The sequence below is a fragment of the Streptomyces sp. NPDC006476 genome (assembly GCF_040612015.1).
Classification (GTDB): domain Bacteria; phylum Actinomycetota; class Actinomycetes; order Streptomycetales; family Streptomycetaceae; genus Streptomyces; species Streptomyces griseorubiginosus_B.
This window is the reverse complement of sequence record NZ_JBEXPK010000030.1, coordinates 94,813-119,400: the sequence shown is the minus strand read 5'-3', so window position 1 is coordinate 119,400 and position 24,588 is coordinate 94,813. Positions and strand designations below refer to the sequence as shown.

The following is a 24,588-nucleotide window of genomic DNA, read 5'->3' as shown; positions in this document are numbered from 1 at the left end:
CCCACTCCGCATTCGTCAGGTCTCCACGTCCCATGGAGCCAGCCTGCCCCCAACACACCACCCCGCGAAGGGAGATCCGAGAAACAGTGCCTAGGGCTGCCTAGGGCACCATCCGCCTGTCTCCTTGACGGTGCTCCGGCCAAGGTGCCTGGCGCAGCGTCGTTCACCAGGCGGATCGGTTGCGATCATTGACTCAGCCTGATTACTATTATGATCGTAATTTAATGGACCTGGGCCGCATCGGGCCACGCCATCCGTGCTCTGGTCATCTCCTCTCCACTTCACCGGGAACCTTCATGGACCTCTCCGCCAGCACCGCCCTTGTCACCGGAGCGAACCGGGGCTTCGGCCGGGCCCTCGCCGCCGAACTGCTCAGCCGCGGCGCCACCGTCTATGCCGGCGCCCGCAATCCCGACCAGGTCGACCTGCCCGGCGCCAAGCCGATCGCACTCGACATCACCGACCCCGCCTCCGTCGCGGCCGCCGCCGCGGCCACCGGCGACGTGACCATCCTGGTCAACAACGCGGGCTCCTCCACCGGCGCCGACCTGCTCACCGCCGACCTGGACGACATCCGCCTGGAGATGAACACCCACTACCTCGGCACCCTGACGGTGGCCCGCGCCTTCGCACCCCAGATCGCGGCCAACGGCGGCGGGGCCATGCTGAACGTCCTGTCCGGCCTGTCCTGGGTCAGCTTCCCGGAGCTCGGCGCCTACTGCGCCGCCAAGTCCGCGGAATGGTCGCTCACCAACACCCTGCGCGTGCAACTGGCCGACCAGGGCATCCGCGTGGCCGGTCTGCATGTGGGCTACATGGACACCGACATGGTCCGTACCGTCGACGCGGCCAAGTCCGACCCGGCCGACATCGCGCGCATCGCTGTGGACGGCATTGCCGCCGGCTCCTACGAGATCCTCGCCGACAACGCCGCCCGCCAGGCACAGGCAGCACTGTCCGGGGGCGTCTCGGTGCTCTACCCGCAGCTCCCCTGAGGAGCACCCACCCCCACGGGCCAACCGCCAGGCACGTCCGCCAAAGGGAACGCCACGGCACAGCACCTACGGTTCGTCGGTCGGCCATACGTGCAACACGACCGCCGACGGTCCCCCGCGTGTCGGGTCTTGCCTGCTGAGCGTTTCCGGGCCTATAGCATTACGACCGTACTGTAAATAGCGGAACGGGCGATGACTCGCCATCAGCTCGAACGAACGGAGCCCACACCATGCCGCACAAGTGCAGGCGGGGCCGGCCCAGCCGATGCAGCTCCGAGTGACAAGTCGGCGACACCCGCACCCCACCAGGCGCAACAGCTCCGTGGTCGCCGGACGCGATCACGGCCGCGCAAGCCCAACCCCTCAGGAAATGGAAACCACGCCATGAGCCAGCCCAGCACGATCCGCCTGGAGCGGACGACCCCGCGGACCGCCAGGATCACGTTCTCGAATCCCCCCGTGAACCTGGTGATCCCCGAGTCCATCGTGACGCTGCACAAGATCGTCTCGGAGCTGGAGAACGACCCGGACATCCAGGTCGTCGTCTTCGCCAGCGAACTTCCCGACTTCTTCATTAACCACTTCGACGCCACCGCGGCCGCCGACCTCCCCGCGCCCGAGCACGAGGACGACAACCCGTTGTGGACCGACATGGTCCTGCGGCTGAGCAAGGCTCCGTTCGTCAGCATCGCGGCCATCCGGGGCCGTACTCGCGGCGCCGGCAACGAGCTGGCCCTGGCCTGCGACCTGCGCTACGCCAGCCGCGAGAAGGCGTTCTTCGGCCAGCCCGAGGTCGGCCTCGGCCTCGTCCCCGGCGGAGGGGGAGCCGAGCGACTGCCCCGTTCGATCGGCCGCGACCGGGCGCTCGAGGCCATCCTCGGCAGTGCCGACTACGACGCCGACCTGGCCGAACGCTGGGGATGGATCACCCGCACCCTGCCCGACGCGGAACTCGACGCCTTCGTCGACGCGACCGTCGCCCGCCTCGCCTCCTTCGACCGGCAGGCACTGGCAACCGCCAAGTCCCAGGTCAACCGGGCGACACTGCCGCCGGACGCCCACCTGGTCGCCTCCTTCGGCGAGTTCGCGGGCACCCTGACGCAGCCGGGATTCGCCGCGCGTGCGGTCGGGCTCGGCGCACTGGCCGCCGAAAAGGGCCTCGACGTCGAGTACCAGCTGGGCGAGTACATCGGCCGGGTCAGCGAAGCCCTCTGATCACCCACGACCGACCGCAGCGCCCCACAGGGCGCCCGTAGGCGCCGCAACACCCCGGGCAGCTTCCATCCCCCACCCATCAGGGTCCCCACGGCGGCCGGGCACGTCTCAACGGCAGCCCGGCCGCCGGCTCCCCCGGCCGGAGGGCCCCGCCGCACCCAGCATCCACCGGGGTCCGAACACGGAAAACGCGACGGCCAATGCCCCACCGTCGTCACGTGCAAGTGGACCGACCGTTCGCGCGTCCGGTGCCGTGACTTCGCCGACGGCACATGAACAGCTCTCGGCAGCGGCGTGAGATCATCCTGTTCAACGGGCGCGGTATCGCCTCGTCATCCGGCACGCCGCGCAACCGGGTCGAGGACATGGCCGACGACATCGCCGCGGTCATCCGGGCGCTGGGGCTCGAGCAGGTCGATCTGCTCGGCCTCTCGCTCGGCGGTTACCAGGCACAGGAGGTCACGCTGCGCCACCCCCAGCTGGTGCGCAAGCTCCTCCTGCTCGGCACCGGCCTCCGCGGCGAGGACCCGACGATGGACCCCAAGGTGCGCCTCGGTCGTGACCCACCACCGCGGCCTCCTCGAAGCCGAGCCCCTCGACGAGGCCGGCCATGTCGGCAGCCTCCCCGTCTTCGGCATCTTGGCACTTCCCGGACGGGAGGATCGCCGAGCACGAGGACGTCCTCCAGGAGGTGCCGACCGCCACCGACACCGAAGACGTGTTCGCCACGCTCAGCCATCCGCAGACCTCGTCGCCGGGACAACGGTGGCTCACCTCGTACAACAAGCAGCTGGTCACCGCCTACGTCGACCAGCTGCCGTTCCGCAAAGACTTGACCGCCGTCGATGCGTACGTGGGCTCGGAGTACCACAGGCACTGCACCGCGGCGCCGGACACTCGCGGGCGGGCGGTCGTCGGCCTCTTCCGGGTGCGGGACCAGAAGACCGTCGAGCACTGCTCTCGCCGGACAGAACGTGCCGGAGGCCTCCGCCAACGACAACACGATGCTCTGACGCCACAGACCCACCCAGCCGCGTGAGTGCTGCACCGGATACCGGGTGATCTCCCTGAGCCGGGTCCGTGCGGGATGCCATCGCATCCGGACGCACCTCGGTTCGGCCGCCTGATTCTGCCACCTGGCTCGGCCGCCCTGGCCGAGACAGCCTGCTCAGGAAAGGTGGCGCTTGAGGATCTTGCCGGTGGAGGTCAGGGGCAGTTCGTCGACGAACTGGACGATGCGCGGGTACTTGTACCCGGCGAGCCGTTCCTTCGCCCAGGCCACGAGCTCGTCCTCGGTCGTGTCGCTGCCTGCCTCCTTCACCACGACGGCCTTGACCTCCTCGCCGTGGGACTCGTGCGGTACGCCGATCACGGCGACCAGGGAGACCGAGGGGTGCTCCATGAGGACTTCCTCGATCTCACGCGGGTAGACATTGAAGCCACCCCGGATGATCATGTCCTTGGACCGGTCGACGATGTAGTAGAAGCCGTCCTCGTCCCTGCGGGCGAGGTCGCCGGAGCGGAACCAGCCCCCTTTGATCGCCTCGGCCGTCGCGCCGGGCCGCTTGTAGTAGCCCTTCATGACGTTGTGACCCCTGATCGCGATCTCCCCGATCTCCTCGGGGCCACCCTCGGCATCCGACCAGTCATCGCGGATGAGTTTCATCTCCACGCCCGGAATGGGCACACCGATCGAACCGACGCGGGGCTCCTCACCGAAACGAGAGAAGGACGCGATCGGCGAGGTCTCGGACAGTCCGTAGCCTTCGAGGATCGTGACGCCGAAGCGGTCCTTGAACTGCTTGTGGATCTCGGCGAGCAGCGCCGCGCCGCCGGCCGCGGCCACACGAAGGTTCGCCGCCAGGCGGGCGACGTCGACCGTCTCGTCGAGTGCCGCGAGCAGACCCCAATACATGGTCGGGACCCCGGCGAAAAACGTCACGTCGTGGTCGAGCATGAGGCGCAGGGCCGCCTGCGCCTCGAACCTCGGCTGCATCACGATCGTGCCGCCGAACGCGAAGGCGCCGTTCTGCACGACGGTCTGACCGAAGGCGTGGAACAGCGGCAGCACACACAAGTAGGTGTCGGGGCGCCCGGGATCCGCGGCGAACAGGTCGCGGCCGACGAGCGCGTTGTCGTACACGTTGCGGTGGCGCAGCTCCGCGCCCTTGGGATGGCCGGTCGTGCCGGAGGTGTAGAGGACCACCGCGGTGTCGTCCTCGTCGCGCTCGAGCGTCCGGAACGTCACGGGCTGCTCGGCGACGACCGCCTGGTAGGACTCCGGTGTCCGGCTCCCGCCCCCGGCCGGGGCCGCGCCGCCGCTCTCGATCAGGAAGAACTCGGTGCAGCCCTCGGTCGCCCGGAACCCCTCCCACGCGGCCTGCCCGATCGGCAGTTCCGGCGTGCCCTCGAAGGCGAAGTACGCCTTCGCGTCGGAGTCGGCGAGGTGATAGGCGATCTCGCGAGACCGCAGCAGCACGTTCAGCGGCACGACCGCCGCCCCGGCCTTGAGGATGCCGAAGTAGACGCTGGAGAAGTGGGGCACGTTGGGGCAGGACAAAGCGACCTTGTCACCCGGCCGAATCCCGCGCGCGACAAGCAGGTTCGCGACCCGGTTGGCGGCGGCGTCGAGGGCGGCGTACGTGATGTGGTCTTCACCGAAGACGATCGCGGTGCGCTCGGGGTGTCGGGACGCGGTGTCCGTCAGCAGTCGTGACACGTTGCGGCTCGGGCTGAGCATCATTGCTCTCCTGGTTCTGCGGGTGGGGGCGGTCGAGCCGGGCCTGCCGTCTGCTGGGCGATAGATCAGCCAACAATCACCTGCCGACCGTAATATTACATGCGTCAGACCATAGATTAGGATGAGATACAAGGCAATGGTCCGGCAACGTTAGGGAGGAACCCTGTGGCGCGTTACACCAAGGAGCACAAGCAGGTGACGCGGCAGCGGATCATCGAGCGGGCCGGCCACCGGTTCAAGCAGGACGGCATCGACGGTTCCGGCATCGCCACGCTGATGTCGGACGCCGGGCTCACCAACGGGGCCTTCTACGCCCACTTCGAGTCCAAGGACGACCTCGTCGCTCACGTCGTCGCCGAGCAGCTGCGCGCGCAGGTGGAGCAGTTCGGCACGCTGCGGCCCGGCCGCGAGGGCCTCGAGGATCTCATCCGCTCGTATCTGTCGCCCGAGCACCGGGACAACCCCGGCAGCGGTTGTCCGAACGCCGCCCTGCTGGACGAGATCGGCCGCTGCGGTGACGCAACCAAGGACGCCTACACCCACGGTGCCAAAGCCATCGTGGACGAGTTCGCCGCCCGCCTGGCACCCGAGGATCCGCAGTCCGCCCGCGGTCAGGCCGTCGGGCTCTTCACCCTGGCGGTGGGAACGCTGCAGCTGTCCCGCGCGCTCTCCGACCAAAAGTTCTCCGACGAGGTCCTCGAGCAGGGAATCGAGAACGCCCTCGCCATCGTGCGATGCACGTCAGCACCGGCTGGATGACCTGGCACGGGCCGGGACGCCGGTGCCGCGTGAGCGGGTGGCCCCCGGGGCAACTGCGATCTCGGGAGCGGCCGGCGCGGGGGTCCTGCGCTCGTACGGCGGCTGACTCTGCGCCCGTTCGAAATACGCCGTAGCGGCAGTGCAGGTCCTGGGCCCGGGTCCTGGTGCCCGAACGGGACGTCGACCGGTCTCCGCATCGCCATCCTGCACGACAACCGCCTCGGCGCCGCAGGGCCGAGAGGCGAGCAGGTCAGTCACGTCGAACACGTGACGAGAGCCGTGACGCCCGCCGGGCGTCACGGCTCCGAGTCAGCGTCCTTGGCCCCGTACGCACACCGCACCGCGACCCTACGGCCGGCCGAAGAACTCGAGAGCCGTCGGCACGAACTGCTCGTGGTACTGGAAGATGCCGCCGTGGCCGCCGTCGGGGTAGATCACCAGCTCAGCATTGGGCAGTCGCCGGGCCATGTCGTGCGAGTTCGACGTCGGAACCATCCTGTCGTTGTCGCCGTTGGCGACGAGCACGGGCTGCTGGATGCGGGAGAGATCCTGCGGCTTTGCCAGCCCCCAGCGGTGGATGGCCTTGAGCTGGGAGAAGTAGGAGGTGAGGCGGATCGCCTTGTCACGGTCCTTGGTGCGCTCCTTCAGGCGGGCCAGGAACTCCTTGCCGGCCCTGCGCCCGTTCGCGGTGCGGGTGAAGAAGAGGAACATCTTCACGTCCTGAAGGGTGAGCAGTGCCCGGAGGGTGTCGTAGTGCGAGATCCGGGTCACGTTCTTGATGCCCTCGCCGCCGGCCGGACCGGTGCCCGCGAGGATCAGCCTGCGGATGAGCTGCGGATCGGTCTCGGCGATCACTTGGGCGATCATGCCGCCCATCGAGAAGCTGAGGACGTCAACCTGCTCGAACCCCAGCGCCCGGATGAAGGTGACGGCGTCCTTGGCCATCTCCTCGATGGTCTTCGGCGTCACGCCGGTGGAGGCGCCCACGCCCCTGTTGTCGAACGTGATCACCCGGTGCTTGGCGGCGATGCCGTCGACGACCCGGGGGTCCCAGTTGTCCAGGACCGCGGCGAGGTGGGTGATGAAGATGACCGGCATGCCGGTTCGGGGGCCAAGGTCGCGGTAGGCGAAGGTCACTCCGTCGGCGGTGACGGTGCGGGTCTGCGCGTTCTTGTACGACGTCACCACGTCGCCTCGTGTTTCGCGTGCATTCACGGTCGTGCCCTTCGATGTGAGGATTACCGCCACTGTGCGCCGACCCCTGCTTCCTCGCAGGTGGGCGCAGAGCGGTTCCCGGGTCTCCCGGCTGCGACTGCAGCCCGGGGTCGGCGGTCAGAGGAGGCCCAGGAAGCGGGAAACCCCTTGGATCAGGTCCCTGAACAACCCGTCGACCATTGAAGTATGACCATAATTTCATCAGGGTGCAAGGGGCAGGCCGAACGGAATGCACAGCGGCGGAATCGCGGGTTCCCCCGGGCATCGGGGGTGCACCAGCACAGCGAACCACCAGGGCAGGAGCGGCTCACCTACGCCGACGGCCACGAAACGCTGGTCGTGACCGGCAAGTCGTGGCCGTCCGGCCCCGGACCGGGGACAGCCGACGACCTGTACGACGGTTTCAGGACTTCGATGCCCGGCGGGCGGACGACGTCTGACTGCGCCCCCGATTTCAGGACGAGGACTGGGCCGGAGTGCACACCGTGGACCACGACGACGCCCGCCTCAGCCCCGAACCCCCCGCCACCGGTACGGCGCAACTCCCGCCTGCACCCGCAGCGGACCTGGTGCAGCGCTTGCGGCGCTCGTCGGCAACACCGTCGCCTGACCGGGGAAGGCCGCTCCATGGCCACGCTGGAGCTCATGGGACGTCAGATCGCACTCCCCCACGCCCTCCGGAAGCTCGACCGGCCTTTCGTCGTCCTGGTCCAGGGCAAGCCCTCGACCCTGCCCGCCCGGGCACTCGGCGCCGACGCCATCGTCCCGGCCTTCACCCCGGGGATGCAGGCGGTCGGGCGGTCGCCGAGCTCTTGCTCGGGCGCACCGAGCCGAGCGGGCGGCTGCCGGTCCACTACCAACCAGGGCCGGGGGCAGCACGGCCACAGGTGCGCCGATCTGACACAGGATCCGCTGTTCGCCTTCGTCGAGGGCCTCAGCTGCACGGCGGTGCACGACTCAGACCCGACGATCCGGAATCCGTTGTCACGTCCACGGGGACGCTGCGGGCCACGGTGACGCTGACCAGGACGGGCCGCCGTCCCGCACGGGAGACTGCGCAGGCGTATGCCCGCGACCGCGTCACGAGCGTGACGTGGACCGATCGCGAATGAAGGCCTTCACCCAGGTCGGCGTCGAGCCGGGCGAATGGGTCGAGGTGATGATCCTCGTTCCCGCCGGTGACTGCACCCTCGTCGCCGCTCGGGACGCCGCGTCGTCGGACCGGGTGAGTTCGATCTCCTACTCAGCAGCAGCTCACGCATCGAGGACCTCCGCGCCGCCGCCTTCACCGTCGACCACCTGCGCGGAGCGAGCGCTACGGCATCCCCTGGACGGGCCCGCAACGCGGTGACGCCCGGTGCGTGTGATCGTTTCACTGTGAGCGCGCGGGATGGGACGTTTCACGGTCTCTTCGCGAGACCCGGCACCGAGGCAAAATTGCGTGCCGCCGAAAGTCCCGGTCTCCGGACACCGCCGGCGACGGGAGCAGACGCGCGGACCCCTCTGTCCGCAGGACAGGCACGAGGTGACGGCAGGCGGACGACCAGTAATGCGTGCCGCCTGTCGTGTCGGGGAGCGCTACGAGGTCACGTCGCCGGTACGCACCGGCTGCCCAGGCTCGACGGTGGTGACGGCCGGAGCCGTGCAAGGGCCGCCTCACGGCTGTGAGGCGGCCCTTGCACGATGGCTGACCCGCCGTCGCCCGAGGTTCGGGATCGGCGGCGCGGTCGGCGTCTTCAGGCGGCGAGGAAGTCGGCCACCTGCTTGGTGAAGGCCCTGGCGTGCTGGAAGAGGAAGGCGTGGCCGGCGTCGCCGTAGAGGAGGAGGGTGGCGTCGGCCAGGTGCTGAACGGCGACGTAGGACGCGTGGGCGGGGACCATCACGTCGTGCAGGCCGTTGGCGTACAGGACGGGGTGCTTGATGGACTCCAGTTCGGCCCGTACCTCGTCGAAGGGGGCTGCCAGGAGCTGGCCGATCGCGGCGAGCATGCCCTGCGCCGTCGTCTCGGAGACCGCGGGGCCACCGGCGGCGAGCCGGGGCGCGACGTGGGCGAAGTGCTCGTGCCCTGAGGCGCGGGCCGCGTCCGTCTCCGGGTAGAACAGGTACAGCATGTCCTCCTGGTCGGCGTCGGGCTTGGCCATGATGCCCAGGACCTTCTCGCTTGCCTCCGGCGCACCGGGCACCCAGCCGGTCGGGCCGCTGCCCGCCACGATGATCTTGCGCACCAGCTCCGGGCGACGCGCGGCCAGGCGCTGGGCCACGAAGCCCCCCAGGGACCAGCCGAGCACGTCTGCCCGCGCGAGGCCGAGGGCCTCGATGAACTCGGCGGCGCCCTCGGCGAATCCGTCGAGGGAGTCGCGCGGCTCGCCGGTGGTGTAGCCGACGCCGACGTTGTCGAACACGATCACGTCGTGGTCGGCGGCCAGGTAGTCCAGGAACTCCGGGTCCCACCAGTCGATGGTCGCCCGGAAACGCTGCAGCAGGACCAGCGGGACACCGCCCTGCGGACCCATGCGCCGGTAGGTGAAGGTCGCGGAGGGCCCCTCCACGGTGAGGTTCTCGGCCTTGTCTGCCAGATAGGTGCTCATGACGTCCTTCTCTTGTGGGCGGGTGCCCGGCCTGCCTCGCGGGTCTGCTCACGCAGCACACGCAACACATGCCGGGTCTGCGGGGTCGCTGCCCTCGGCCGCCGCCCCATGCGGCGAGCCAGGGCTGTGGATCAGGCCGACAGCCTGCTCGGATCACTCGGTCACCGGCTCGCTCCGATCACCCCGGAATCCACCGCGCCGAGCCGCGGAACAATTAAATTATGTTCATAATACTAAGCAGGGACGGCTTGGGCGCGCAAGGGGGTTCGCGTGGTGAGCGGAGCCCGCGGGGCGGCCGCGGAACCGTCTGCGGGCTGGCGGCGCAAGCGGGCCGATGCGGCGGGGGCCGAGGGGCGGCAGCCCCGCACCGGCCGCGAGGGCACCGGAATCCGGGACAATTAAATTACGTTCACAATACAATACATTGGAGGAGCCGACGGAGGGCGAGCGGCCCACCCGGCGCGCAGAGGAGTGTGCGGTGCGATACAGGAAAGAGCACAAGCAGGCCACCAGGCGGAGGATCATCGAGACGGCGGGCCGCCGCTTCAAGGAGAACGGCATCGACGGCTCGGGCATCACGGCGCTCATGAAGGACGCCGGGCTGACCAACGGCGCCTTCTACACCCACTTCACGTCCAAGGACGACCTCGTGGCCACCACGATCACCGACCAGCTGCAGGCCCAGAACGCGAGCATCGTCGCGCACGCACAGCCGGGCCGCGCCGGCCTCGAACAGATCGTGCGCTGGTACCTGTCCCCCTGGCACCGTGACAGCCGTGACGTCGGCTGCCCCTCCGCCGCCCTGCTCGACGAGATAGGGCGCTGCACCCACCTGACCAAGCAGGCTTACACCGAGGGTGTACTGGTGGTCGCCGACGGCATCGCCGCCCGCCTGGCGCCGGGCGACCCGCTCTCGGTCCGCCCCATCGCACTCAGCTCCTACGCCATGATGGCCGGCACACTCCAGCTCTCGCGGGCCCTCGCCGACCCGCAGCTCGCCGACCAAGTCCTCGACCAGGGCATCCACAACGCCCTCGCGCTCCTGGGCATCGAACACGAAGGGGACACCAGGACGGCGCACTGACCGGCGTTCACACAGACACTGCGGAGCGCGCGGCCGCACCGCCCACACCGCGCCAACCCCTCACCCGCGGCGCGACACCCCCTACGGGAAGAGGCGTCCACTCGACACCCGGAGCCTGCACGCGGCCCCGTCCACCCTCTACGCCCAGGCACGGCGTCGCGGGCGTCGCCTGCCGCGAGGACCAGCCGGCCGGTCCGGGTTTCGTGGACTCGCCCAGGTGCCGCATCAGCTCGTCGTACTGGACGTTCACGCTCATCCCGGTGCCCCGGGGTTCGCCGCCGACCGCGAGGGTGCGACCATGCCCGTCCTCGACCCGTCGGCATTTCGGTGCGCCACACCCGTACGGACACCCCTTCCCGCAGGGGCCTGAAGCCGCAACGGTCACAGAGCCCGGACACGTCTGATCCTTCACCTGCCGGTGACGCTGTACGCATAGCCGTCAGAGAAAGGGCATGACGACGGCGTCGACGATCGCCGCGATGTCGTCGTCGCCGACCTGCCGGTCGCGGACAAGCTTCGTGAACGGACTGTTCGTGAACGGCCGCGTCCGGGACGGCAGCCCTGACGGAACTACACGACCAGGTCGAGTCCAGCACCCTCACGCTCCGCGTCGCGGCGACGTATCCACCCGAACTGGCGGGAGAGGCGCAGCGGCTCTTCGAAGTGGGCGGTGTACGGGGGCGCCCCGTACTGCTTTTCTGAGCCGGGCCGCGGCATCGGCCACCAGGCATCGAGGCCGGTGAGGTTGCCGCAACGACTGCAAGAGCGCACCAACCCCGTCGGCAACCTGCCCACGCGCTCCCGTACGAGCAACCGCTCGCCCGCCGAGCCACCTCGGGCCCGGAACAGACTCCGATCCCCATCACGCCCCAACCGCACACAGCTGGCTCTGCAAGATCAACCAACTGGCCGACCAACATCCGTGGCCAGCCTCCATGCGCATCGATGAGGTTCTGACCGCGATGCCATGAACTCCCAGGTGGCTCAGGCCGGATGGGTTACTCCCGCTCAGCATCATGGAAGCGATGCTGTTGACGATCTTCAGCTCGTCAACTTCTCGCAGAGTTGACAGAGTTGGCTCATCGGGCGTGGTGGATGCCCGGGCTTGTCGCCCGGCGGGAAGCATTCACTGAGGCGGAGACGTTGCTTCCGGCTGCGGTCAGCCATGCTGCACGTGGGTTTCGGCAAGGCCACGGTAACGACATTTCCGCAGGCCGTGGGCGTGGACAGTTTCGGAGACTGTGCCCTCGCATCCTGCGCGGATCGCATATCGGCGCCGCCACTGGTCGGTGTACTGCCCGTGCCGGATCCGAGTCTGGCTACTGCTCACGGATCTCAGACCAGCTCACCTTGCTCGTCCATGGACGGCTTCCTTTCCACTGGGGCGGCCCACCCCCTTCGCGTGGGGCGCACTTACTCCCGATCGAACAACCTGTTCATCGACACGCCGGCGGCGGCATCCGCCACCTCCCGCAGCAGGGAAACGGTGGAGGCGACCGTATGGTCCACCATCTCGAACGGCGGCTTCCCGGCGTCAGCTTCAGCGCCACGCAGCGGTGATCTACGCCCGGCCAGCTGTTGTCGTGCGCCCTGCCGCACGGGGGCGTTGACTGTCAGGCGGCCTCCCTCAGCTGCGGGGAGGAGTCCTCCACCCGCAACACATAGGCCGCAGCGCCGGCGTAGGAAGCCTCGACGACAAGAACGGCGATCAGCAGAGCATGGGGCCACCCATCCGCCACGATGCTGACCACGCGCCCCACAGCCAGGCCGCTCATGAAGGTGAACAGCGTGACGAGGGAAGTCCTGGTGTAACGCGGATTGGAGGCTCCCAGGCAGAACAGGATCGCCATGGCTACGAACAGTGACCCGGAACCGCTCCTGAAAATGTTCGCCTCCGATGGCGACTGGATGTCGACCCCGTAGACGTCGAGCAAGAGGTGGGGAGCCAGGAGATAGATCAACCCGATCACGGCGATCCCGAGGCCGGCGGAACCAAGAATCATCTTCTTCAGACTCATCTTTCTGATACCTCCGGTGTGGGAGCTCATCGAAGAAGCTCCAGAACATGTGGCACGAACTGCTCGTGGTGTGGGAAGACCCCGCAATGGCCGGCATCGGGGCAGATCCGAAGTGAGGCGTTCGGCAGGCGATGCGCGAGGCCGAACGATGCTCGTGTCGGAAGCCTGCGGTCGTCCTCGCCGTTCGCGACCAGAACGGGATGCCGGATCAAGGAGAGGTCCATCGGTGCTTCATTTCCCAGCGAAGAATCCTTGAGCTGGGCAGCGACCCTCTCGGTGAGGTGCCGGACACGGCCTGTCAGGGCTGGACCCCGGAAGATCACCGGAACGGTGACGTGTGACATGCGGTGTTCAGGCGCCGAGATGCAGGCGCAGCCACTGGCCCATCTGCGCGATCGCCTGGTCGACTTCGGGTACGCGGCCGGCGGCGAGGATGAACGAGTGCTGTCCTTCGGGCATCGGGTGGACCGCGGAGGTGACCTTGAATTCGGTGAGCCGGTGTCCGAGTTCGGCGCCGTCGCCGGCGAGGGTCTCGTACTCGCCGTAGTGCACGACGGTGGGCGGCAGGCCGGTCAGGTCGGCGTTGACGAGGCTGATCTTCGGGTCGGCGAAGTCCAGGGCGGGGTCCTGTAGCCAGGCTCCGCGGAAGAGTTCGAGGGTGTTGCGGCTGAGCATCTTGTCGTTTTCCTCGTTCTCGTCGACCTTGGGGTTGGCGATGGTGAGGTCGGTCCACGGTGAGATGCTGACGATGGCGCCGGGGGTGGGTTCGCCGTTGGCGAGCAGCCGCAGCGGCAGCATGATCGCGAGGGTGCCGCCGATGGAGTGGCCGGTGCTGCCGATGTTCTGCGGCTGGTAGCCCTGCGCCAGCAGCCACCGGTAGGCGGTCTCGGCGTCGTCGAGCTGTGCCGGGTAGGGATGTTCGGGCCAGCCGGAAGTCCACGACCAGTGAGCGGATCCCGGCGGCTTTCGCGATGGGGCCGGCGGCCTTGCGGTCGGAGTGCATGGACGCGGTGACCGAGCCGCCGAAGTGGAAGTGCAGCAGCGCCCGGTCGGGGTCCGCGCCGGGGCCTTCGACAAGCCAGATCATCCCAGATAGCAGGTACCTTCCTCATTTCCGATCATGAACCGCGGGCAGGCTTCCTGAAAGGCCCGGGCTAAACAGCCCTTCCGTCAGCCAGGAAAGGCCGCAGATGCGCCAGCATCGCTGTCGGCCGCTCCTCCGGGATGAAATGGCCGCACTCCGGGATCTCGGCGCCGGTGACGTCGTCCGCGTACTCACGCCAGATTTCCAGCGTCGGCAGGCGGGAGGGCAGCCCCACGGAACCCCACAGCGCCAGTACCGGCATGGTGAGGCGCCGGCCCTCGGCGGCGTCGATGTCGTCGAGGGCGACGTCCTGCTCCATGGCGCGGTAGTCGTCGAAACTCGCGCGCAGGGCACCCGGACGGGAGAACGCCCGGACGTAGGCGTCGACCGCTTCGGGTGTCAGGCCGTGGCGGTTGTAGGTCCAGCGCTCGAAGAAGTACTCGAGATATCCGCGGATGTCGCGTCCCACGAGACGCTCCGGCAGGTCGGGTTGCATCTGGAACAGCCAGTGCCAGTACCCGGAGGCGAGGGAGGCATCCAAGCGACGGAACATCTCCCGGGTGGGCACGATGTCGAGTACGGCCAGCCGCTCCACCTGCTCCGGGCGGTCCAGCGCCCAACGGTGCGCCACACGGGCGCCGCGGTCGTGCCCCACGACCGCAGCCTTGTCGAAGCCGAGCGCCTGAACGAGACCGGCGATGTCGGCAGCCATGCGCCGCTTGTCGTAGCCGGCCGTGGGCTTGTCACTCAGGCCGTAGCCGCGCAGGTCGGGCGCCACAACAGTGTGGTCGGCCGCAAGATCCGCCAGCACCGGCCGCCAGCAGTCGGAGGTCTGCGGCCAGCCGTGGAGCAGCACGAGCAGGGGGCCGGATCCCGCCCGGACGTAGTGCAGGCGGACCCCGTCCACCTGCGCCACTCCGGTCGTCACTGTCGGCTGTCCCATCAATGCGCCTCCTCGGCATGACTAACCGCCTTAGACGGTTAAGCTAACGTGCAGAATGGAGGCGTGGCAACGGACGACGACATGTGGATCTGGGACGGCGGGCGGGTCTGCCTGGACTTCACCAACACCCTCCGCTACCGGTGGCGGACCGCACCGGAGGAGACTCTCCGGACCCCGGACGACCTGGTCCTCTGGCTTCAGCAGGCCGGCCTGCTCACACCGGGCTCCCACGACAGCGCCGATGCCGCCGTCCTGGCGTCGGGCCGACGACTGCGCGAGACGGTCGACCGGGCCGTACTCGCCGTCGCCGACAACCGGCTGCCCTTGTCCGGCGACATCACCATGCTCAACCGATCAGCAGCGCAGGCTCCCCGACCCGCCTTGCAGATCGCCGTCACGGACGGGCGCCTGGAGCCCGCCGGGACCGCGAACATCGCCACCGATGCCTCAGCCGCTCTGGCGCTGATCGCCCAGGACGCCGTCGAACTGCTCCTGTCTGCCGAGATCCTGCGGGTACGCGTCTGCGGCGCGGACGAATGCGCCCTGCGCTTCGTGGACCGCTCCCCCGCCCGCAACCGCCGCTGGTGCTCCATGTCCCGCTGCGGCAACCGCACAAAGGTCCGCCTCCACCAGGCCCGGGCCAGACGGAGTGAGCACACGCCAGCAGACTGAGCCCCAACAGCTCCTGGCACCACCGCGCTCAGTTCACTCGGCGGACCTCAGACGAAAGGCCGGCCCGGGGACGCTCTCGATGTCTTCCGGCTGTACGGCGTGGCCCCGGTCGCAGCGGATCTGGGCGTCGACGTGCGCGCCGCATCCACGGTGCCTGGACAGCATGGCCGGGCCCTCCGGGTCGGCGCGGTAGCGGTCGCCCCACTGCAGGAGCCCCATCACGGCCGGGACCAGATCCACACCCTTGCGCGTGATCACGTACTTCGGCCGGCTCCGCGAGCCCGGCTCCTTGTACGTCTCGGTGGCCAGGATCCCTTCCTCCACGAGCATCCGAAGCCGCGCCGCGAGGAGGTTGCGAGGACAGCCGAGGACCCGTTCGAACTCACTGAAACGGGACGAGCCGTAATAGACCTCGCGCAGGATCAGGATCGTCCACTTCTCGCCCACGACCTCAAGGGTCCGGGCGATCGAGCAGTTCGACGCGTCCCGGTCGAGTCGGGGGTCCACGCCAGCGTCCTGCAGAGCTTCGGTCGTTGCATCCATGGGGCGATACTAACCTCACCTGAGTTTACTTTTCCATACTCAGCAAGTAGCGTCACGGTCGGCACATCAACCCGGCCGCACGAGAAACGGGCGCGCAGCGGGACCTGCCGGAAGAATCGCATCAACCCGGACACCCACACAGGAAGGCCGCCGGCATGAAGGCGTTCGTCGTCGAGAAGTACGGCAAGGACGGCGTACGCGCCGCAGAGGTACCCGAGCCCACCGTCGGAGACCGCGACGTCCTGGTCAGAGTGAGCGCCGCCAGCATCAACCCGCTGGACAAGATGGTCCGCAACGGGGAGTTCAAGCAGATCCTGAAGTACAAGCGCCCGTTCGTGCTCGGCCACGACGTGGCCGGCGTCGTGACACAGGTCGGCTCCGCCGTACACGGCTTCAAGGTCGGCGACGAGGTCTACGCCCGCCCGCGCGACCTGCGGGTCGGGGGCTTCGCGGAGTTCATCGCGATCGACGCGGACGATGTCGCCCCCAAGCCGGCCTCACTCTCCCTGGAGGAGGCGGCCGCGGTGCCGCTGGTGGCTCTGACCGCCTGGCAGATCCTCGTCGAGCGCGCGCACGTGAAGCCGGGGCAGAAAGTGCTCGTCCACGCCGGAGCCGGCGGCCTCGGGTCGACGGTCATCCAGCTCGCCAAGCACCTCGGCGCCACGGTGGCGACGACCGCGAACACCAGGTCCGAGGAGTTGGTCAGGAGCCTTGGCGCCGACGTCGTCGTCGACTACACCAAGGAAGACTTCTCCAAGGTGCTCTCGGGCTACGACCTGGTGCTGGACTCCCTGGGCGGGGCGAACCTCGAGAAGTCACTGACCGTACTGAAGCCCGGCGGCCTGGCCATCAGTGTCGTCGGCCCGCCCGACGCAGGTTTCGCCAAGCAGCTCGGCGCCCCCTTCGTCCTGGGCCTGGTCATGAACACGCTCAGCCGCAAGGTCCGCAAGCAGGCCAAGGCGCTGGGCGTGCGCTACGAGTTCCTCTTCATGCAGGCCAACGGCTCCCAGCTGCGCAAGCTCGGCGCCCTCTACGACAGCGGGAAACTCCGCCCGGTCATCGACAGCACCTTCCCCTTCGACCAGACGCTCGAGGCGATGGCACACGTCGAGCAGGGCCGCACCAAGGCCGGCAAGGTCGTGGTCTCCATGGCGCCCGGCACCGACTGAGACGCGGCCGGCAACAGCCCCGCCGTTCCGGCACGGTCATCAGAGGACGACCCCGTTGGCGGTCCACATCGCAACTATGTCGCGGAGAGCTGCAGTTGCAGGGGTTCGGGTCATTCGGCACGCCGTATGCCCGCAGCACAGCGCGGCGCGCAGCTTTGGATGCCCGCGCGAAGTGTGCCCTGCCGCCCCAAATCCCGGTAGACCGTTCCTGGCCACCACTCGGTTCAGAACGCGCGCAACCGCGACAACGGTGGCACGCTGTCGCCGTGGTCGATGAGATCCGGCTCTGTACGGACGCGGTCAGACCGCTCCCATCAACGGCAAACCGGCTGTCATGGACAGTATGGCTGCCGCATGGCTCCCGGCCCGGTCGAACAGCTGCCGCGGCAGTCTGCGAGGCCATACGTTCCCGTTTCGTCGACGCGCGGCCCTCCTCCCCCCCCTCGCGCAAGGCGATGTCCTGCTCACGGCGGACGTGTTCAGGACGGCAGCGTCCGTCCGCCGAGCGACGCACGTTGCCAGGTGGGAGTGCGGTCCTTGTCGACCAGGGCGGCCCGGACGCCCTCCAGGAAGTCCGGCGTGCGGATGGTCGTGCGCGTGAGGGCAAGTTCGGCCTCCAGGCACTCGCGCAACGTGCGCTGTCTGCCTCGGGCCAGCAGGGCGTGGGTGATCTCCAGGCTCTGCGGCGAGGCGGACTCCAGGGCGCCCAACGCGGCTGCCGCCCAAGGGGTGTCGAGGTGACGCAGGCGTTTGTCGATCTCGCCGAGGGACGACGCGCCGAAAGCCGAGTCCACGTCCCCGCGAACCTCCGCCAGCCTGCTCTCCGCCACCGGGGAACGGCCGGCGAGACGGTTCAGGACGACGTCCACCGGCTCATCGGGGCTGTCGGCCAGGGCGTCACCCGCCGTGTCCAGCACGTCCGCGGGAACGAAATGCGTGGCCAGCCCCGTGTACAGGGCGTCGGCCGCGTCGATCCTCTGCCCGGTCAGTCCCAGGTACATGCCGATCGCGCCGGGCAGCCTCGGCAGGAAGTAGCTGGCCCCGATGTCCGGGAAGAACCCGATCCCGGTCTCGGGCATCGCCAGCACCGCGCGTTCGCTGACGACACGGAAGCCACCGTGGACCGACAGCCCCAGACCGCCGCCCATGCACAGGCCGTCGATGGCGACACGACCGGCACGGAATACTCGGCGATCCGGGCGTTGAGCCGGTACTCGGAGGCGAAGAACCGCTCACTGGCCTCGGCATCGCCGGCGAGGCTGTGCTCGCGGATCGTACGGATGTCCCCACCGGCGCAGAACGCCTTCGTGCTGGTACTGGCGAGCACCACGGCGAGCGGTGCGTGCTCCCTTGACGCTCTCCTCCCTGAAGGAAGGAGATTCTTACGGCTCGCGCCGTGAGACTTCCTGTTTCATCGCCGACTGCCCGCCCGGAGAACTCCGTTGAGGTCTTACACCAGCTCCGCAGGCTGTAACGGCCCGTCCGGCCGCCAGAATGTTGCGAGCCGCGTTCACGTCCCGGTCGTGGGTCGTGCCGCAGTCGCACGTCCAGGTGCGGACGTTCAGCGGCATTTTCTCTTGGAGGGTGCCGCAGGCGGAGCACAGTTTGGAGGAGGGGAACCAGCGGTCCACGACCACTAGGTTCCGCCCGTACCACGCTGTCTTGTACTCCAGCATGCTCCGCAGTTCCCGCCACGCGGCATCGGAGATGGCACGGGCGAGGCTGTGGTTCTTGACCATGTTGCGTACGGTCAGGTCCTCGATCACCAGCGTTTGGTTTTCACGCACGAGACGAGTGGTCAGCTTGTGCAGACCGTCGCGGCGACGGTCGGTGATACGGGCGTGGATCCTGGCGACCTTACGCCGGGCCTTGGCCCGGTTGGTCCCCTCTCCCTTGGCCTTGCGGGCCAGCTCCCGCTGGGCCTTGGCGAGGCGGACGCGGTCCTTGCGCTCATTCCTCGGGTTGGTGATCTTCTCTCCGGTGGAGAGCGTCACCAGGTGGTCGAGCCCGGCATCGATACCGATCTCCGTGTTCGCGGCGGGGAGCGGGATCACGGTGGGGTCTTCGCACACCATCGAGACGAACCAGCGTCCGGCCGCGTCCTGGGAGACGGTCACCGTGGACGGCTTCGCGCCCTCGGGCAGCGGCCGGGACCAGACGATGTCCAGCGGCTCGGTCATCTTCGCGAGGGTGATCCGGCCGTCGCGGAAGCGGAAACCGCTGGTGGTGTACTCGGCAGACTTCCGCGACTTCTTCCGGGACTTGAAGCGCGGGTACTTTGCCCGCTTGCCGAAGAAGTGGGTGAACGCCACCTGGAGGTGCCGCAGCGTCTGCTGGAGCGGCACCGAGGAGACCTCGTTGAGGTAGGCCAGTTCCTCTGTCTTCTTCCACGCCGTCAGCATCTGGGAGGTGGCGTTGTAGTTGACCCGCTCCTGTCGTGTCCACGCCTGCGTGCGAGCCGCGAGGGCGAGGTTGTAGACCTTGCGCACACAGCCGAAGGTGCGCGACAGCTCTGCCGCCTGCGCATCCGTCGGATAGAAGCGGTACTTGAACGCCCGCTTCACATGGTTCGTGGCCACGCTCACAAACTAGCGAGGTCACAGGTAAGATCAAACCTGCGAGTCAGAGCACGGTCTTTCGCCTTGACGGCGAAACCCCGCTCCCTGCCCTGCTCCGCAGGAGTCCGTTTCCTCTCCGGCGTAAACGCCGAAGAGGAAACGGAGGACCCAGATGACAGCCGCGGGTAGGGGCGACTCGACCGGCAACGAACACGGGCGAGCGCGACCGGTCATTCCAGCAGATGACGTCTTGGCGTTGTGGCAGCGTGAACAGGTGGTTCGAGGGTCAGGATCCGGTGCCGTAGCGGCTGAGCATGAGGGCGACGGCTTCGTCCACGATCGCGGCGTCGGTGGGGTTGGGCGGGACGAAGTCGGTCCGTACGAGTTGGGGCCACAGGAACTGGCTGCAGATCATGCCGAGGAACTGTTCGGCGACTTCGGCCGCCGACTGTGGCTGTCCGTCGGCCGAACGGAAGTCGAGTGTGCCGGCCTGTGCTTCGGCTTCCAGGTAGTCGCGGAGCCGGTCGAAGAAGGGTCCGCGGTCGATGGCGAAGCCGGTGCCGACGATGTCGGCGAGTTCCGGCATCTGGGGTAGTTCGGTGATGATGAGGCGGCACAGCGCCGCCGTGCCCGGCCGCGCGACCAGGCAGGCGTAGTCGCGGCCGATGTGGTCCAGCCCGTACCGGGGATCACCGGGCGGGGGCGGTGCGGCGTACTCCACATCCAGCTGCCACTGTTCGGAGGTGACGGCCGCGAACAGGGCAGCCTTGGAGGGGTACCGCTTGAAGAGGGTGCCGGTGGAGACGCGGGCCTCCTTGGCGATCTGGGCGAGGGAGGTCTTGTCGTATCCCCGGGCGAGGAAGAGGTCGCGGGCGGCGCGGATGATGCGCGCGCGGTTCTCCTCTTTGATCTGCGCGTGATAGCCGGCTTTGGTCTGCGCGTCATACCCGGCCTGGCACGTATCGCCACCGGCCTCCGCTCGGCCCGCCACCGACATACCCACGCCCCTCGCCCGTCTCCCGGCCGCATCCTCGCTGTCAGAGGACGGTCTGGCCTCCGTCCAGGATAAGGTCCTGGCCCACCGCGAAGGCGGAGGCATCGGAGGCCAGGTACACGACGGCCTCCGCGACCTCCTCGGGCAGACCCATGCGACCCAGCGGGATGCCGGCGCTGATCCCCTCCAGCACCGCCGTCTGCTGCGCGGGGTCCTCGATCCCGAGCTTGGAGTACAGCGGGGTGTCCACCGGGCCGGGGCTGACCGCGTTGAACCGGATGCCGTGCGACCTGAGCAGGTCCGCGTTCCACGACCGCATCAAAGAGCCGACAGCCGCCTTTGTCGCGGCGTAGGCGTTCGAATGCCCGTAGCCGCCGTGCGCGCTGGCGGACGCGTTGAGGATGACCGAGGACGGGTTGGCCAGCACGGGCACCAGGGCCTGCGTGAGAAAGAAGACGCTCTTGACGTTGATGTCGAAGAGCCGGTCGAAACTGTCCTTCGTGTGGTCCTCGAACGGCCGCCAGTCCGAGACACCGGCGTTCAGGAACACCACGTCCAGTTCCCCGAAGTGCTCACGCACCCGCTCCGCCAGGCCGCGCTGCGCATCGAGATCGCGGGCATCGGCCTGAACGACCGGCACCTTGTCCCCGAGGATCTGCCGCGCCCTGTCGATGCTGGCCGGGGTGACGCCCGTCACCAGCACGTCGGCCCCCTCCGCGATAAAACGCTGCGCGGTCTCCAGACCGATCCCACTCGTGCCGCCGGTGATGAGGGCGCGCTTGCCCGCAAGACGATTCATGTTCCCTGCTCCTTGCCGAGAAGTAAGATAAGTCGATGGACTCACCATCGGAAGGTAGCCCCCGCACCACCCTTAAGGCAAGTCGATCCACTTACCATCAGTGGCCGGGGGTCGCTCTGCCGAGCCGGGAAGGTGACGAGCGAGCGGGCCACTTCCGGCGACCGAAGCTCCTCAGATCCGCGCCGCGGGACGCTGTTTTAGCGCCCCGCCGGTATGCCCAGAGCCCGATGAGCGCCGCGAGATTTGTGCGGGGTCGCCCGGGTTGGGAAGACCACCATCGCCCGACTCCTCACCGACGGCCGCGACATGGCATTTGAGTTGCGTACGCCTTGCGCACCGGCGGCACGGATCGTCGCTGCGCGAGCGGGGTGAGGCCCGCCCCCGCCTCGAAACCGAGCGGGATCAGGCAGGGTCGACGAATATGTCGAGCGCGAGATCGCCCTCGAAGCCGGCAGGGCTGTAGACGGACAGGTCGGTGACGCCTTCGTCGAGCAGGACCTCGTCGTCGATGAACAGGTTGGCGGTGCACTTGCGCGCGTCACGCGTGAGGACGGCGTACGCGGCGTCAGCCATGATCTGCGGACTACGGGCCTGTCCGGCGCCGCCGACCACGTTGCGTACGGCGGCGGTGTCGATCAGGGTTCGCGGCCACAGCGAGTTGGCAGCGATGCCGTCGGCGGCGAGTTCCTCGGCGAGCCCGATGGTGCACAGACTCATCCCGTACTTCGAGAGCGTGTAACCAAGATGCTTGCCCACCCAGTGCGGCGCGAGGTTCAACGGCGGCGAGAGAGTGAGGATGTGCGGGTTGTCCGCCGCGCGCAGGTGCGGGATCGCGGCCTTGCTCAGCAGGAACGTGCCGCGCGTGTTGATGTCCTGCATCAGGTCGTACCGCTTCATCTCCAGCTGCTCCGTCGACGACAGGTCGATCGCGCTGGCGTTGTTCACCACGATGTCGATGCCGCCGAAGGCAGTGACCGCGGCGTTGACGGCGGTGCGTACGTCGTCCTCATTGCGGACGTCACCGACGACGGCCAGCCCCTTGCCGCCCGCGCGCTCGATCTCCTCGATCGCGGTGTGGACCGTGCCTTCGAGCTTCGGGTGCGGTACGGCGGTCTTGGCGAGCATCACCACGTTCGCACCGTCGCGGGCCGCGCGCAGGGCGATGGCGAGCCCGATGCCGCGGCTGCCTCCCGACATCAGGACGGTCTTGCCAGCCAGCGTTCGTGTCATGGTCGAACCTCCACAATCGATTGATGAACTAATCATAAGCAGTACGAATGATATGGTCCGCGCATGACTTCCACTCCCGCACGCCAGAGCGACCGGCTCTACCACGAGCTCCTCGCCCCCAAGGAGACCCAGTCCGTACGCGCCGCGGTGCGCCGGATCGCGGAGCAAGAAGTGGCTCCGCACGCCGCGGCGATCGCGAACGGCGACGAGCGCACCGACGGCTTCCCCCGGCAGGTGTTCGACGCGCTCGCATCGGCGGGGGTCTTCCGGATCCCCTTCCCCGGCGAGGTCGGCGGCGACGGTCTGACCCACCCGGCGACCGCCACCGCCGCGACGATCGAGGAACTGGCCTACTACTCCAGCAGCGTCGCGGCCGTCTTCGACGTGCACTGCATCCTGGCGGGCAACGCCCTGCGGCAGGGCACCGAGGAGCAGCAGCAGCAGCAGCAGCGCTGGCTGCCCAAGGTCGCCAAGGGCTCGGTGGTCGGCGCGTTCGCCACCACCGAGCCGGACGCCTCCAGCGACCTGTCTCCGCAGGCCGTCCGGACCGAGGCCGTACGCACCGAGACCGGTTGGGTGCTGAACGGCCACAAGCGGTGGATCTCCAACTCTCCCGTGGCCGCCTTCGTGGTGGTTCTCGCCCGCACCGGCGAGCGGCTGAGCATGTTCATCGTCGACACAACGCTTCCGGGCGTTCACGTCGGCCTTGCCGACCGCAAGATGGGCAACCGCGGCCAGCTCACCGCGGACATCCGCTTCACGGACGTCCACCTGTCCGACGACGACCTCCTCAGCGGCACCGAAGGACACGGACTGCGCCACGCACTGTCCACCCTGACCTACGGCCGGATCGGCATCGCGGCCGCCGGAGTCGGCGTGGCACAGGCCGCCTTCGACCACGCCGTGGCCCACCTGTCGACGCGACACGCCTTCGGCAAGCAGGTGGCCGCCAACCAGCACTGGCAGTTCCTGCTCGCCGAGCGGGCCACCGAGATCGACAACGCCCGCACCCTCGTCACCAAGGCGGCCCTTCGCCTGGACGCCGGCAACCCGTCCCCGGAACCCGAGGCCGCGATGGCGAAGTACTACGCCACCAAGTTGTCGGTGGACATGGCACGCGACGCCGTCCAGGCATTCGGAGGCCTCGGCTTCGCCCGCGAACTGGGCGCCGACAACAGCCCCGGCCCTGTCGAGGCGATCTACCGGGACAGCAAGATAGGTGAGATATACGAGGGCACCAACGAGATCCAGAAGTGGGTCATCGCCCGGCAGATCTTCGGCCGGACCATCGTCGGCTGACGGCCCCGCGCATCCCTGCGCTGCGAGCCTCTCTTCGGCGCACCGAGATCGCTGCCCCGGTCCGGTCACCTCAAGGGTCCGGCCATCTCAGCCTTCTCGTACGATGGTGCCAGACGATACGCAGGGCTAACCATAGGCGGGATAAACGATGTCCGAGGCTCCGCTGGTACCGGGGACAGTGGCCGAACACACCATCTGCCTGCTGGTCAAACTCGGGCAGGTGGCATTCAGGATCGCCGAAGACGGCCTCAGCGGTACCGGCCTGCGAGTGCGCCACTACAGCGTCTTGCAGGCCTTGGCCGACAACGGCGCCATGCCGCAACTGGCGCTCGGCTCGTTCCTGCGCATCGACCCGGCGACGATGGTGACAAGTCTCGACGACCTGGAGCGGGCCGGATACGCCGAGCGGACACGCGATCCCCAGGACCGACGCCGGTACGCCGTCGACATCACCGACGACGGGCGCAAGGTCCTGGCCGACCTCAACCGCACACTCGTCGGCCTCGACAGCGAAATCCTCGCCGACCTGGGCACCACTGAACAGCACTCGCTCCACGCCCTGCTGGGCAGCCTCGCCGGGAGTCCCGCTCTCACCGCCATGTTCGATGCCGTCCGCGAGCAGAGCGGCGCGAAAAGGGCTTAACAGCAGTAGGAGATCTCGACAGTCCGGGGCGATACGCCTC

Annotated in this window: 23 protein-coding genes and 2 pseudogenes; 12 read left to right on the top strand and 13 right to left on the bottom strand. The window is 68.3% G+C overall.

Features of this window, described 5'->3' with window-relative positions:
• Positions 1 to 296: 296 nt before the first annotated feature.
• From ABZZ74_RS30505 to ABZZ74_RS30490, 4 genes and pseudogenes are all read left to right on the top strand, one after another.
• On the top strand, positions 297 to 995 hold the full coding sequence (locus tag ABZZ74_RS30505; protein ID WP_356770342.1) for an SDR family oxidoreductase: 699 nt from the start codon (positions 297 to 299) through the stop codon (positions 993 to 995).
• A 384-nt stretch (positions 996 to 1,379) separates the two neighbouring features.
• Positions 1,380 to 2,210 (top strand): enoyl-CoA hydratase/isomerase family protein, encoded by an 831-nt coding sequence (locus ABZZ74_RS30500; protein ID WP_356770340.1) that lies wholly within the window; start codon positions 1,380 to 1,382, stop codon positions 2,208 to 2,210.
• Positions 2,211 to 2,482: 272 nt separating this feature from the next.
• Positions 2,483 to 2,773, top strand: a pseudogene (locus ABZZ74_RS30495) (alpha/beta fold hydrolase); the annotation flags it as partial.
• 47 nt (positions 2,774 to 2,820) lie between these two features.
• Complete coding sequence (locus ABZZ74_RS30490) at positions 2,821 to 3,249, top strand: hypothetical protein (protein ID WP_356770352.1); 429 nt, start codon at positions 2,821 to 2,823, stop codon at positions 3,247 to 3,249.
• Positions 3,250 to 3,378: 129 nt separating this feature from the next.
• Here the strand turns inward: ABZZ74_RS30490 and ABZZ74_RS30485 are convergent, their stop codons facing one another.
• A complete protein-coding gene (locus ABZZ74_RS30485; RefSeq protein ID WP_356770338.1) occupies positions 3,379 to 4,953 on the bottom strand; it encodes a long-chain fatty acid--CoA ligase in 1,575 nt (524 codons plus the stop codon).
• 162 nt (positions 4,954 to 5,115) lie between these two features.
• Between ABZZ74_RS30485 and ABZZ74_RS30480 the strand changes: the two genes are divergently transcribed.
• Positions 5,116 to 5,709, top strand: a complete 594-nt coding sequence (locus ABZZ74_RS30480; protein WP_356770336.1) for a TetR/AcrR family transcriptional regulator — start codon at positions 5,116 to 5,118, stop codon at positions 5,707 to 5,709.
• 348 nt (positions 5,710 to 6,057) lie between these two features.
• Here the strand turns inward: ABZZ74_RS30480 and ABZZ74_RS30475 are convergent, their stop codons facing one another.
• A complete protein-coding gene (locus tag ABZZ74_RS30475; protein ID WP_356770334.1) occupies positions 6,058 to 6,924 on the bottom strand; it encodes an alpha/beta hydrolase in 867 nt (288 codons plus the stop codon).
• A gap of 645 nt (positions 6,925 to 7,569) precedes the next feature.
• Here ABZZ74_RS30475 and ABZZ74_RS30470 point away from each other — a divergent pair.
• Positions 7,570 to 7,941, top strand: coding sequence for a hypothetical protein (locus ABZZ74_RS30470; protein WP_356770332.1), 372 nt, complete (start codon positions 7,570 to 7,572; stop codon positions 7,939 to 7,941).
• 76 nt (positions 7,942 to 8,017) lie between these two features.
• Positions 8,018 to 8,275 (top strand): hypothetical protein, encoded by a 258-nt coding sequence (locus ABZZ74_RS30465; protein ID WP_356770330.1) that lies wholly within the window; start codon positions 8,018 to 8,020, stop codon positions 8,273 to 8,275.
• A gap of 385 nt (positions 8,276 to 8,660) precedes the next feature.
• On the opposite strand, the gene ABZZ74_RS30460 is transcribed toward ABZZ74_RS30465, so the two are convergent.
• Positions 8,661 to 9,512: an alpha/beta hydrolase gene (locus ABZZ74_RS30460; protein WP_356770328.1), complete on the bottom strand. Its 852-nt coding sequence runs from the start codon at positions 9,510 to 9,512 to the stop codon at positions 8,661 to 8,663.
• A gap of 478 nt (positions 9,513 to 9,990) precedes the next feature.
• On the opposite strand from ABZZ74_RS30460, the gene ABZZ74_RS30455 reads away from it, so the two are divergent.
• Complete coding sequence (locus ABZZ74_RS30455) at positions 9,991 to 10,596, top strand: TetR/AcrR family transcriptional regulator (protein WP_356770326.1); 606 nt, start codon at positions 9,991 to 9,993, stop codon at positions 10,594 to 10,596.
• A gap of 1,159 nt (positions 10,597 to 11,755) precedes the next feature.
• Here ABZZ74_RS30455 and ABZZ74_RS30450 read toward each other — a convergent pair.
• From ABZZ74_RS30450 to ABZZ74_RS30435, 4 genes are all read right to left on the bottom strand, one after another.
• On the bottom strand, positions 11,756 to 11,926 hold the full coding sequence (locus ABZZ74_RS30450; RefSeq protein ID WP_356770324.1) for a transposase: 171 nt from the start codon (positions 11,924 to 11,926) through the stop codon (positions 11,756 to 11,758).
• 283 nt (positions 11,927 to 12,209) lie between these two features.
• Positions 12,210 to 12,614, bottom strand: coding sequence for a DUF4345 domain-containing protein (locus ABZZ74_RS30445; protein ID WP_356770322.1), 405 nt, complete (start codon positions 12,612 to 12,614; stop codon positions 12,210 to 12,212).
• A gap of 351 nt (positions 12,615 to 12,965) precedes the next feature.
• Complete coding sequence (locus ABZZ74_RS30440; RefSeq protein WP_356770320.1) at positions 12,966 to 13,691, bottom strand: alpha/beta hydrolase fold domain-containing protein; 726 nt, start codon at positions 13,689 to 13,691, stop codon at positions 12,966 to 12,968.
• Between the two features lie 77 nt (positions 13,692 to 13,768).
• Positions 13,769 to 14,641 carry an alpha/beta hydrolase gene (locus tag ABZZ74_RS30435; RefSeq protein WP_356770319.1) on the bottom strand — a complete coding sequence of 291 codons (873 nt, stop codon included), beginning with the start codon at positions 14,639 to 14,641 and terminating at the stop codon, positions 13,769 to 13,771.
• Between the two features lie 63 nt (positions 14,642 to 14,704).
• Here ABZZ74_RS30435 and ABZZ74_RS30430 point away from each other — a divergent pair, with 63 nt between their 5' ends.
• A complete protein-coding gene (locus ABZZ74_RS30430) occupies positions 14,705 to 15,313 on the top strand; it encodes an ABATE domain-containing protein (RefSeq protein WP_356770318.1) in 609 nt (202 codons plus the stop codon).
• Positions 15,314 to 15,346: 33 nt separating this feature from the next.
• Here the strand turns inward: ABZZ74_RS30430 and ABZZ74_RS30425 are convergent, their stop codons facing one another.
• Entirely contained in the window at positions 15,347 to 15,856 is a 510-nt protein-coding gene (locus ABZZ74_RS30425; RefSeq protein WP_356770317.1) for a helix-turn-helix domain-containing protein, read from the bottom strand.
• Between the two features lie 155 nt (positions 15,857 to 16,011).
• Here ABZZ74_RS30425 and ABZZ74_RS30420 point away from each other — a divergent pair, with 155 nt between their 5' ends.
• Complete coding sequence (locus tag ABZZ74_RS30420; protein ID WP_356770315.1) at positions 16,012 to 17,025, top strand: NADP-dependent oxidoreductase; 1,014 nt, start codon at positions 16,012 to 16,014, stop codon at positions 17,023 to 17,025.
• A 479-nt stretch (positions 17,026 to 17,504) separates the two neighbouring features.
• Here the strand turns inward: ABZZ74_RS30420 and ABZZ74_RS30415 are convergent.
• The 5 genes and pseudogenes from ABZZ74_RS30415 to ABZZ74_RS30395 all read right to left on the bottom strand — a co-directional run bounded on the left by ABZZ74_RS30415 (position 17,505) and on the right by ABZZ74_RS30395 (position 22,606).
• Positions 17,505 to 18,352 (bottom strand): annotated as a pseudogene (locus ABZZ74_RS30415) (enoyl-CoA hydratase/isomerase family protein).
• Positions 18,353 to 18,407: 55 nt separating this feature from the next.
• Positions 18,408 to 19,604 carry an RNA-guided endonuclease TnpB family protein gene (locus ABZZ74_RS30410; protein WP_356770313.1) on the bottom strand — a complete coding sequence of 399 codons (1,197 nt, stop codon included), beginning with the start codon at positions 19,602 to 19,604 and terminating at the stop codon, positions 18,408 to 18,410.
• A 265-nt stretch (positions 19,605 to 19,869) separates the two neighbouring features.
• On the bottom strand, positions 19,870 to 20,580 hold the full coding sequence (locus ABZZ74_RS30405; protein ID WP_356770311.1) for a TetR/AcrR family transcriptional regulator: 711 nt from the start codon (positions 20,578 to 20,580) through the stop codon (positions 19,870 to 19,872).
• A 40-nt stretch (positions 20,581 to 20,620) separates the two neighbouring features.
• Positions 20,621 to 21,376, bottom strand: coding sequence for an SDR family oxidoreductase (locus ABZZ74_RS30400; protein WP_356770309.1), 756 nt, complete (start codon positions 21,374 to 21,376; stop codon positions 20,621 to 20,623).
• Positions 21,377 to 21,778: 402 nt separating this feature from the next.
• On the bottom strand, positions 21,779 to 22,606 hold the full coding sequence (locus ABZZ74_RS30395) for an NAD(P)-dependent oxidoreductase (RefSeq protein ID WP_356770307.1): 828 nt from the start codon (positions 22,604 to 22,606) through the stop codon (positions 21,779 to 21,781).
• 63 nt (positions 22,607 to 22,669) lie between these two features.
• Between ABZZ74_RS30395 and ABZZ74_RS30390 the strand changes: the two genes are divergently transcribed.
• A complete protein-coding gene (locus ABZZ74_RS30390) occupies positions 22,670 to 23,905 on the top strand; it encodes an acyl-CoA dehydrogenase family protein (RefSeq protein WP_356770305.1) in 1,236 nt (411 codons plus the stop codon).
• Between the two features lie 148 nt (positions 23,906 to 24,053).
• Complete coding sequence (locus ABZZ74_RS30385) at positions 24,054 to 24,548, top strand: MarR family transcriptional regulator (protein WP_356770303.1); 495 nt, start codon at positions 24,054 to 24,056, stop codon at positions 24,546 to 24,548.
• Positions 24,549 to 24,588: the final 40 nt, after the last annotated feature.

Coding starts and splice junctions, on each gene's coding strand:
- ABZZ74_RS30505 (WP_356770342.1), top strand. CDS start 297: ATGGACCTCTCCGCCAGCACCGCCCTTGTCACCGGAGCGAACCGGGGC.
- ABZZ74_RS30500 (WP_356770340.1), top strand. CDS start 1,380: ATGAGCCAGCCCAGCACGATCCGCCTGGAGCGGACGACCCCGCGGACC.
- ABZZ74_RS30490 (WP_356770352.1), top strand. CDS start 2,821: ATGTCGGCAGCCTCCCCGTCTTCGGCATCTTGGCACTTCCCGGACGGG.
- ABZZ74_RS30485 (WP_356770338.1), bottom strand. CDS start 4,953: ATGATGCTCAGCCCGAGCCGCAACGTGTCACGACTGCTGACGGACACC.
- ABZZ74_RS30470 (WP_356770332.1), top strand. CDS start 7,570: ATGGGACGTCAGATCGCACTCCCCCACGCCCTCCGGAAGCTCGACCGG.
- ABZZ74_RS30460 (WP_356770328.1), bottom strand. CDS start 9,512: ATGAGCACCTATCTGGCAGACAAGGCCGAGAACCTCACCGTGGAGGGG.
- ABZZ74_RS30445 (WP_356770322.1), bottom strand. CDS start 12,614: ATGAGTCTGAAGAAGATGATTCTTGGTTCCGCCGGCCTCGGGATCGCC.
- ABZZ74_RS30435 (WP_356770319.1), bottom strand. CDS start 14,641: ATGGGACAGCCGACAGTGACGACCGGAGTGGCGCAGGTGGACGGGGTC.
- ABZZ74_RS30425 (WP_356770317.1), bottom strand. CDS start 15,856: ATGGATGCAACGACCGAAGCTCTGCAGGACGCTGGCGTGGACCCCCGA.
- ABZZ74_RS30420 (WP_356770315.1), top strand. CDS start 16,012: ATGAAGGCGTTCGTCGTCGAGAAGTACGGCAAGGACGGCGTACGCGCC.
- ABZZ74_RS30405 (WP_356770311.1), bottom strand. CDS start 20,580: ATGTCGGTGGCGGGCCGAGCGGAGGCCGGTGGCGATACGTGCCAGGCC.
- ABZZ74_RS30400 (WP_356770309.1), bottom strand. CDS start 21,376: ATGAATCGTCTTGCGGGCAAGCGCGCCCTCATCACCGGCGGCACGAGT.
- ABZZ74_RS30395 (WP_356770307.1), bottom strand. CDS start 22,606: ATGACACGAACGCTGGCTGGCAAGACCGTCCTGATGTCGGGAGGCAGC.
- ABZZ74_RS30390 (WP_356770305.1), top strand. CDS start 22,670: ATGACTTCCACTCCCGCACGCCAGAGCGACCGGCTCTACCACGAGCTC.
- ABZZ74_RS30385 (WP_356770303.1), top strand. CDS start 24,054: ATGTCCGAGGCTCCGCTGGTACCGGGGACAGTGGCCGAACACACCATC.